Origin of the sequence: Halothiobacillus sp. (genome assembly GCF_027346185.1) — a bacterium.
Lineage (GTDB): Bacteria > Pseudomonadota > Gammaproteobacteria > Halothiobacillales > Halothiobacillaceae > Halothiobacillus.
The window spans coordinates 23045-30604 of the sequence record NZ_DAIESY010000120.1 but is presented as its reverse complement, the minus strand read 5'-3'; the positions used below and the strand labels follow the sequence as shown (position 1 = coordinate 30604).

General features: G+C 54.3%; 6 protein-coding genes. 3 read left to right on the top strand and 3 right to left on the bottom strand.

The genetic code is table 11. From position 1 onward, the window contains the following. Window positions 1–181: 181 nt before the first annotated feature. The gene (pepN, locus tag M7R55_RS08795) at window positions 182–2821 is read right to left on the bottom strand and encodes an aminopeptidase N (protein WP_298220043.1); all 2640 of its coding nucleotides are present in this window, start codon (window positions 2819–2821) and stop codon (window positions 182–184) included. Between the two features lie 315 nt (window positions 2822–3136). Between pepN and rdgC the strand changes: the two genes are divergently transcribed. Genes rdgC through M7R55_RS08780 form a run of 3 tightly spaced genes read left to right on the top strand, consistent with a single transcriptional unit; the run spans window position 3137 to window position 6021 of the window. Continuing rightward, complete coding sequence (gene rdgC / locus M7R55_RS08790; RefSeq protein ID WP_298220042.1) at window positions 3137–4033, top strand: recombination-associated protein RdgC; 897 nt, start codon at window positions 3137–3139, stop codon at window positions 4031–4033. Between the two features lie 49 nt (window positions 4034–4082). Next, a complete protein-coding gene (gene purB / locus M7R55_RS08785) occupies window positions 4083–5459 on the top strand; it encodes an adenylosuccinate lyase (protein WP_298220041.1) in 1377 nt (458 codons plus the stop codon). 13 nt (window positions 5460–5472) lie between these two features. Then, window positions 5473–6021 (top strand): hypothetical protein, encoded by a 549-nt coding sequence (locus M7R55_RS08780; protein ID WP_298220040.1) that lies wholly within the window; start codon window positions 5473–5475, stop codon window positions 6019–6021. Window positions 6022–6031: 10 nt separating this feature from the next. On the opposite strand, the gene queG is transcribed toward M7R55_RS08780, so the two are convergent. Then, entirely contained in the window at window positions 6032–7117 is a 1086-nt protein-coding gene (queG, locus tag M7R55_RS08775; protein WP_298220039.1) for a tRNA epoxyqueuosine(34) reductase QueG, read from the bottom strand. Window positions 7118–7129: 12 nt separating this feature from the next. Continuing rightward, on the bottom strand, window positions 7130–7504 hold the full coding sequence (gene crcB / locus M7R55_RS08770; protein WP_298220038.1) for a fluoride efflux transporter CrcB: 375 nt from the start codon (window positions 7502–7504) through the stop codon (window positions 7130–7132). Between the last annotated feature and the right edge of the window lie 56 nt (window positions 7505–7560).

Here is a 7560-nt window from a genome sequence, read left to right as displayed (position 1 = left end):
CTGAAAGCTGCGGCAACCGCGCACATGCAAGCACTGGAACAAGACCCGGAGCGCGTTAAAAAGTACTTCCAGGATCCACGCGTGAAATACGCCGCATGAAAATCATGAAACTTCAAACTTCACTTGGCCGGATCAATATTTTATTCGGGCAATGGCCTGTAACCCTTGCCGCTATTATTCATCAATCGAATGAATGCCCCAAAGCTTTTCCGGTAATTTCCGCCAGATCCGCTGAACATTCAGGTCGATCATGGATTTTTTTCAATGCCGCACACATCAACGTCGCCCGGTTCCCGTCAAATCGCTTCCAGGTATTGAATACTGAGGCCATGCGAGCGGCAATCTGAGGATTCATGGCATCGAGCTCGATGATACGATCTGCCGCCCATTGATAACCCGATCCGCAACTATCGTGGAAACGCAACGGATTGGTTCGCGCAAAACTACCAATCAGGGCGCGAACACGATTTGGGTTCTTGATGGAGAACGTCGGGTGTGCCATCAGATCCTGTACGCGAGCCAATGCACCCGCATCACTGCGTTGCGCCTGTAGTGCAAACCATTTATCCATAACCAGCGGATCATGCCGCCAACGCGCCTCGAACGCTGTCAAAACATGATCAAACTCCTCAGAGTCGCTCACACTCAATGCAGTCAATGCATTGAAGGATTCGGTCATATTATCGGCATGATCGAACTGTTCTTTAGCCAATTGCGTCCAGGCCGAGCGATTCAAACTGCACAGATAGGATAAAACCTGTCGACGCAACTGCCGCTGTCCCGCGGCATGGGATTCGAAGCGGTACGCACCTTGCTGAGCGTGGCTCTGGTATATCAACTGCAACGTCGATTCCCATTCCGCAGTCAGTTGCTGACGCAGCCGCACGCGCTCATGATGAATCCATTCGACGGGCGTGTCGTGATCAAACTGATCAGCCAGATAATTCTCGCTGGGTAATGCGATGCACTCGGCCACAAACATCGGATCCTGTTCCGCCTCAAGCAGCAACTGCCCGAACGCCTTCGAGAGATCTTCGGGCAAGGCATCCTCACCGACCGAACCGACATCCATTGCCACCTTGATGCGACTCACCAGGCACCGCTGGATACGCCGCTGGAAGGCATCCCAACGGTTGAATGCATCGGTATCGGCACGGCTCAGCACGCCAAGCGCCTCATCGGAGTAATCGTATTGAACCTCCACCGGCGCGGTGAAGCCACGATTGAGTGAAGGTACAAGCAAATCGGCGTCTTTTTTCTCGATCGAAAACGTCCATGACTGTGATGATTGTTCCACAATCAGGATGTGCTCAGCCTTGCCATCGAGCAATACGGGCTCCCCCGCTTCGTCAAACAAGGCAAAACCAAAGGGCAACATGTAGGGATGCCCATTGGCGGACTCTGGCACCACCTGCTCGATACTCAGAATGTATTGGCCTTCGAGATATTCATCGCGCACAAGCAGCTTTGGCGTACCCGCCACGTCGTACCACTGACGGAATTCGGTCAGATCGAGATCACTGACTTCGGCCATGCAGGAAACAAAATCCTCGATGGTGACCGCCTGACCGTCAAAACGATCGAAATACAGATCTGTACCCTGACGGAAGGTTTCTGCACCCAGCAAATTGCGCAGCATGCGCACCACTTCCGCGCCCTTGTTGTATACAGTCGAAGTGTAGAAATTGTTGATTTCACGATAGGCCTTGGGCTGCACCGGATGCGCCTGCGGGCCCGCATCTTCGGCGAACTGGACTTGCCGCAGTAAATTTACGTCGGCGATACGCTTGACGGCGCGCGATCCCATATCGGCAGAAAACTCCTGATCGCGGAAGACGGTGAAACCTTCCTTGAGCGAAAGCTGGAACCAATCCCGACAGGTCACGCGGTTACCCGACCAGTTATGGAAATATTCGTGCGCCACCACCGATTCAATACCGGCGTAATCGCCATCGGTGGCGGTATCCGGCTTGGCCAGAACGTAACGCGAGTTGAAGATATTCAATCCCTTGTTTTCCATCGCGCCCATATTGAAGTCGTCAACAGCCACGATATTGAAGACATCCAGATCGTATTCGCGACCATAAACCTGCTCATCCCAACGCATCGCATGCTTGAGCGACGCCATGGCGTGGTCACAGCGGTCGGCATTATGCGCTTCGACATAGATGCCCAGTTCAACGGTTTTGCCAGACAGAGTGACGAATTCGTCCGTGATTCGTGTCAAGTTACCGGCCACCAGCGCGAACAGATACGAAGGCTTGGGATGCGGATCCACCCAGCGCGCCATGTGTTTGCCATCCGCGCATTTTTCGGCAGCGACAGGGTTGCCGTTCGACAACAGGACAGGATAAAGATCGGCTTCGGCAATCAAGGTCACGGTGTAGCGGGAAAGTACATCCGGCCGATCGATAAAATAGGTGATTCGACGAAAACCTTCCGGCTCGCATTGGGTGCAGAAATTCCCGGCCGATTGATACAGCCCCTCCAGAGCGGTATTGGAAGCAGGATCAATCCGGTTTTCGATCACAACATGAGCTTCATCCGGCACATCGGGGATGGTGAGCCTCGTCTCGGTCAAGACATATTGATTTTCCGTCAGCGCGCGTTCATCGACCTGCACGTTCAGCAGGGTCATGTGTTCACCATTGAGCACCAACGCACGATCATGGTCCCCATTGCGGCGAATCTTCATCTGTGAACGCACATGGGTCTGGCTGGGCGAAAGATCAAAGGTTAGGTCGACCGTATCAATCAAAAAATCCGGCGGGGTGTAGTCTTCAAGGCGAATTTCAACGGTGCGCTGTTCAGCGGTGGACATAAATAATTCTCGTTCTGATTGAATTCAAAAAAACGCTTGATCATGAGCAAAACACGCCGAGCGTATTGCATGGCAACCAAGTATCGAGGAAGAGTATAAACGCAATAAACAGCCTAGGGAGCCTCTGCACGAATCGATAGCGCCTCTGCGGGATCGCCAAGGGTGCAAATGCAAGGCGCGGCACGAAGGGGATGGCCGTCGCCATTCGCAAGTGGCGCAAGGCTTCAGTTGGGCCCTTGGCGACCCGACCGGTGTTTGATCAAAGCACTGATGCATTCCTTGCGGCATAATGTCAGCTCGTTTGTGGAGGAAATCATGTTTTTTCGTCAATTATCTGTCTACCGTCTCGAATCCGAATGCCCGGACTTTTCTACCCTGAATACCGCATTGAAAGAACACCCCTTCTCCCCGACACGACCGCAACAGGCCGAATCGGTCGGCTGGCTAACTGCCATTGGCGAACAGTATGTACACGAGACCGATGGTGCCGCGCGCATCGTGTTGCAGCGTGAAGAGCGCAGCGTGCCTTCTTCGGTCGTCCGTGACGAGGCTGATCAACGGCTGCTCGCCCGGGCGGGCACCGCCGATGAGCCCAGCAAAGCGGAAAAGAGTGCCATGCGTGATGCCGTTTTGCTGGAACTGCTCCCTCAGGCCTTCCCACGGCAAGCAAACACTCAAACCATCATTGATAGCAAGAACCAGCAGGTGTGGTTCGATACACTCACGGCAACCAAGATCGAACAAACCTGCAATCAACTGCGCGAACAGATCGGTCAATGGCGCATGGTGCCTTTGTTCGGCCCGCAGGATATTTCCGCCCATCTGGCCTCATGGCTGCTTGGTACGCCGCCCACCGGATTTGAAATCGGTGAAGGTGCCAAGCTGGTCGATTTGCGGGAAGGTGGCAGCGTGACCGTAGCGAAGCTGGCACTGCCGGATCCGCACGTCGTCGCTCATTTGCACGAAGGCATGAAAGTCGATCAACTTGAGTTGATCTGGCGCGAGCAAATCCGGTTTACCTTGCGTGCCGATGGCGGTCTGGCGAAAATCAAGCCGACTGAACTTCTGGACACAAATGACTCAGGGGAAATGATTGACGATGCCGACCAGCAACTCGATGCCGATCAACGCCTGATGGTGGGCGCGCTGCGTCAACTGATTCAGGATCTGGCGAATGTGCTGAAAGACGGCACAGCATCAAACACGAAATAACAAACCAATAAATAATGAACAATTATTGCGCACAGAACAGGAAGACCCAATGACCACGCCTGAAGCCACGCTCACCGCCATCAGCCCCGTCGATGGCCGATATGCCCGCCAAACCGAGCCATTACGAGCCTTTTTCAGTGAATTTGCCCTGATCAAGTACCGCGTCCTTGTCGAAATCGAATGGTTCAAAGCCTTGAGCGCCCACCCAGGTATCAGCGAGGTCCCTGCACTCTCGCAGGCGGCGCGTCAACACCTCGATGAAATCGCAGAGCAGTTCTCCATCGCGGATGCCGAACGCGTCAAAACCATCGAACGCACCACCAACCACGATGTCAAAGCCGTCGAGTACTTTCTCAAAGAACAGGTGGCCGATTTTGCCGAATTGCGCGACTTGAGCGAGTTCTTCCACTTTGCCTGCACGTCCGAGGATATCAATAACCTCGCCTACGGGCTGATGCTCAAGGGCGCGCGCAGCGAAGTTCTGTTGCCAGTCATGGATGAAATCATCGCCGACCTGCGCACCAAGGCCCATGCCTGGGCGCACATTCCGCTGCTGTCCCGCACGCATGGCCAACCCGCCTCACCCAGCACCATCGGCAAGGAAATCGCCAACGTACTGGCACGACTGATGCGTCAGCGCGAGCAGGTCGAAGCCATCCAACTCTTTGGCAAGATCAACGGCGCAGTGGGCAATTTCAACGCGCATCTGGCCGCGTATCCCGAAGTCGACTGGCCTGCGTTATCCGAACACTTTATCCGTTCGCTGGGGTTGACACCGAACCCGTACACCATCCAGATCGAACCGCACGACTACATTGCCGAGCTGTTTGACGCCATCGCGCGCTTCAACACCATCTTGATCGACTTTGCGCGCGATATCTGGGGCTCGATTGCCCTGGGGCATTTCAAACAACGGGTGGTGGCTGGCGAAATCGGTTCCTCCACGATGCCGCACAAGGTCAATCCGATCGATTTTGAAAATGCCGAGGGTAACCTGGGTGTCGCGAACGCCCTGCTCACGCATTTGGCGCAGAAACTGCCCATCAGCCGCTGGCAACGTGACCTGACCGATTCCACCGTTCTGCGCACGCTTGGTGTCGGCCTGGCACACAGCCTGATCGCCTACCGTTCATTGCTCAAAGGGCTGGGCAAACTGGAAGTCGACGAGGCGCGCCTGCGGGCCGAACTGGATCAGAACTGGGTCATTCTGGGTGAAGCCATTCAGACGGTGATGCGACGCTATGGCATGGAAAATCCCTACGAACAACTCAAGGCCCTGACCCGCGGGCAAACCGTCGATGCCAAAGCCATGCGGGTATTCATCCAGCAACTTGACGGCATCCCGGATGAAGCAAAGGAACGGCTGATTGCCATGACACCGGCCGACTACACGGGCAACGCGGCCGAAATGGCTGTGAAGATCTAACCGATACGCCGCCATGACGCTACCCGCCGACTGGATCACCCATCTCCAAAAAACGCCACTACCCGTGCGCGCTGAAGTGCATCGACGGTTGACGGCGGTGCTGCAACGGGATGAAATCGATCAGGGCGAGTTGGTGGGGTGGCTGCGACGCGATCCAGGTGCCTGTGGTTTTGTCATGGGGTCTGCCGCCCGGGTACAACGGGCAAAGCAACGTGATGCGCCGCACAGTCTGGATCATGCATTGTCTTTGCTGGGAGACACGTGGAGCCGGCAACAGATTCCCAAATTGCCCATCCTTGAAGAAACCATTACGGACGAACTGCAATTGGCAGGTTATCTCGTCGCCGTTGCACGTAGTCTGCATGCCGCGCGCCACGCAGAAAGCTGGTTGGTCGAACTGCGTGATACCAGCTACGAAATCGTGGTGGTCGCCACCCTGCTCCACAATTTTGTCGAGTTGGCGCTGTGGCGCGATGCACCCGACATCATGCGTTCTGCCCTGATTCAGGTTCGGGAACACCAGACCGACACCTTGGGGCATGCCGTAGGCAATGCATATTGATGGCGCATCTTCATACATTCTGGCGGTTTTGAGGTAATCCTTCCCGCTGGGCCAATGCCCATTGAATGTGCCGATCCAGTTGATCACTGACCTGCCCGCGTCGTGCCTGCAACGCTGCCACAGCCGGTGTGTCATCAGGCTGCTTACGCAACAGATTCCCCATGGCCACGGCCACATTACGCAACCAGCGCTGCCAACCGATCCGACGAATCGCCATGCCTTCGGTTTTGTGCAAAAAGGTCGGCTCATCCCACAGAAACAATTCAATCAGACCCGGTGCGTCCAAACCGTGGCGCGCACGAAAATCGGCATCGGCCGCCACACGAGCAAATCGATTCCAAGGGCAAACCAACTGGCAGTCATCACAGCCATAAATCCGATTCCCCATTGCTGCGCGCAATTCCAGCGGGATGTCGTCTTTTGATTCGATGGTGAGATAAGAAATACAGCGGCGCGCATCCACCACGCCGTCAGCGACGATGGCCTGTGTCGGGCAAACCGTGATGCAGGCGGTACACGATCCACAGCAAGATTCAACAGGGTCATCGATCGGCAGGTCGAAATCGATAAACAACTCACCCAGAAAAAACCAGGAACCCGCATCACGATTCAACACCAGCGAGTGCTTACCTTTCCAGCCAATACCGGCTTTTTCGGCTAAACCTGTCTCATAAACCGGCGCCGAATCCACAAAAGCACGAAAACCGAACGGGCCGATTGCATCTGTGATTCGTTCGGCAAGCCGTTGCAGATTTTTGCGCAACACCTTGTGATAATCGCGCCCCAGCGCATAACGGGAAACATAACCCAGTTCGGAATCATGCAGCACATCACGGGGGCCACGCGCATCGGGTGGCAGGTAATTTTTGCGCACGCAAAGAATGCGCAACGTTTTGGGCACTAATTCATGCGGCCGCAATCGGGTTAAACCGTATTTGGCCATATAGTCCATCGTGCCGTGATAATTTTGTTCAATCCAATGAATATAGCCTGCTTCATACCGGGATAAATCCGTATCGGTCACGCGCAGATCATCAAAGTCAAACTTAATGGCCCAATCTTTGATTTGCGCTTTGAGTTCAACCGGATCTAACACCGCGCCACTCCATCAGATGCGTTCGGCTAAAAGCATCCCGCCTCGTGCGGCCGCTATGCAGACAACCACAGTCAATGCGATATACAAACTTGCCATAAACCATTGATTTCTATCAATTAATGTGAGCGAGTCAATAGAAAAGGTAGACATGGTGGTAAACGCGCCCAGAAAACCCGTCAAAATCGCGACGCGATACTCAGGGGCAATATGAAATTTCTGCAGTAAATACACCCCCAGAAAACCCATCAACGCCGAACCCAAGACGTTCACAGTGAGCGTACCATAAGGAAATGCTCGCCCAAGATAGTGCGTTATCCAGTTGATCATCGCAAAACGTGCCATGGCACCAAACGAACCGGCCAAAGCGATCAGTAAATATATTTTCATTGTTCACCCTTTTTTCTGATGAGCCTGTACTCAGACATACGGTTGTGTTGCACATC

What these genes read in the sequence shown, in the direction of transcription:
- pepN (WP_298220043.1), bottom strand. Translation starts at nt 2,821, where the DNA reads ATGTCCACCGCTGAACAGCGCACCGTTGAAATTCGCCTTGAAGACTAC.
- rdgC (WP_298220042.1), top strand. Translation starts at nt 3,137, where the DNA reads ATGTTTTTTCGTCAATTATCTGTCTACCGTCTCGAATCCGAATGCCCG.
- purB (WP_298220041.1), top strand. Translation starts at nt 4,083, where the DNA reads ATGACCACGCCTGAAGCCACGCTCACCGCCATCAGCCCCGTCGATGGC.
- M7R55_RS08780 (WP_298220040.1), top strand. Translation starts at nt 5,473, where the DNA reads ATGACGCTACCCGCCGACTGGATCACCCATCTCCAAAAAACGCCACTA.
- crcB (WP_298220038.1), bottom strand. Translation starts at nt 7,504, where the DNA reads ATGAAAATATATTTACTGATCGCTTTGGCCGGTTCGTTTGGTGCCATG.